1 protein-coding gene and 1 pseudogene are annotated in these 1,323 nt (G+C 54.7%); one reads left to right on the forward strand and one right to left on the reverse strand.

Annotated elements, in window-relative coordinates:
- Positions 1-263: transposase (locus GSQ76_RS32135; RefSeq protein ID WP_408837194.1), on the forward strand; the 263-nt coding region annotated here is incomplete at its 5' end.
- Positions 264-1,067: 804 nt separating this feature from the next.
- Here GSQ76_RS32135 and GSQ76_RS31400 read toward each other — a convergent pair.
- Positions 1,068-1,323 (reverse strand): annotated as a pseudogene (locus tag GSQ76_RS31400) (hypothetical protein); the annotation flags it as partial.

The following is a 1,323-nucleotide window of genomic DNA, read 5'->3' on the forward strand; positions in this document are numbered from 1 at the left end:
CAGAACTTGCCGGCCTGATGGACGAGGCACGTGATGATGTCCTCGCCTATACCGCGTTGCCCAAGGAGCACTGGCCGCAGATCGCCAGCACCAATCCTCTCGAACGCCTCAATGGCGAAATCAAGCGGCGGTCCGATGTGGTCGGCATCTTTCCAAACGACCGCACCGTCATCCGCTTGGTGGGCGCGCTCATGCTCGAACAAAACGACGAGTGGACCGTCGGCGAGTTTCAACCGGTCCGCCGTGAAAAATCTTGCTCATGATCGCGCCGAAGATGCTCATTGACGTTCCTAACATTTATCGTGACCCAACGGTCGGGATCGTGGTCGTATGTCACCATGCCGTGACACAGGCGACATGCTCTATCTTGCTCGCTCGTTAGCTGGCTGGTTTTGGTTACCGCTGACCACTGTCTGCTCCTTGCTGACATTTTCTGGCTTTGCGGGCCCAGACTTATCCGGATTACCAGGTTTGGTTGGGCGTGTACCGCCAGGATCGATTCCCTCAAGTGGATCGTTGCCCGTCGTGTGCGTCGAATTATCTGCCATGTAATATCCTCCTGACTGTCTCAATATCCAATTACGACGCAAGTTTGGTGAGGACAGATGCCGTTTTGAGTGAGTGATCCCTTTCTATTTGCCATTCATATGTCAGTGGTTGGCCTCGTAGACCATCTTGAGCATCCCTACTTGCACCCTGATCCGATTACGTGGAGGGTAGGGTTCCGCCCATCCCGGCAATGGATGAAGCGACATCTGGGCCGAGATCGGTTCAACAAAGAAAGGCTTCAACTATGAGCCACCCAACTGGCCAAGGTGCAGACGGACACATAGACGACGCCAGGCGCCACCAACAGATCCAAGACGAACATGACAAAGGAGCCGGAAACGCGGGAACGAGTGACTCGAAGGGTTATCCCACGGACGATCGTCAAGATACGGAAATGGTTGGTGGGGGTTCTCCCGTCACTGTCCCGGGAAAGGCAGAACCACCCGCTCCTTCAAAGACAGACTGACCTAGATTAGGTAAGTGTCTTGTGATACGGCTGCAGCATTGTTTAGCATTAGCTAACCAGATTGATTAATCTTGCGATTACCATCGGCAAGTCTAAAGATGTGGGTCGTTTTGCCACAGTCCCGGCGTGCCTCCTCCAGCGAATGACCATCGGGATCGCGAAAGTATAAGCTTGATCCGCCTCTCGACCAATCAAGGCGGCTTTCGATGGCAATGCCGCAAGAGGCCAGATGGCTAGCCCAGCGCTCCAGCTCTGCATGGGTTCGGAGAAGCACAGGTGCTGCTGTCCAGAGGCATTGTGCGGCGGAA

Source organism: Acidisphaera sp. L21 (genome assembly GCF_009765685.1).
GTDB lineage: Bacteria > Pseudomonadota > Alphaproteobacteria > Acetobacterales > Acetobacteraceae > LMUY01.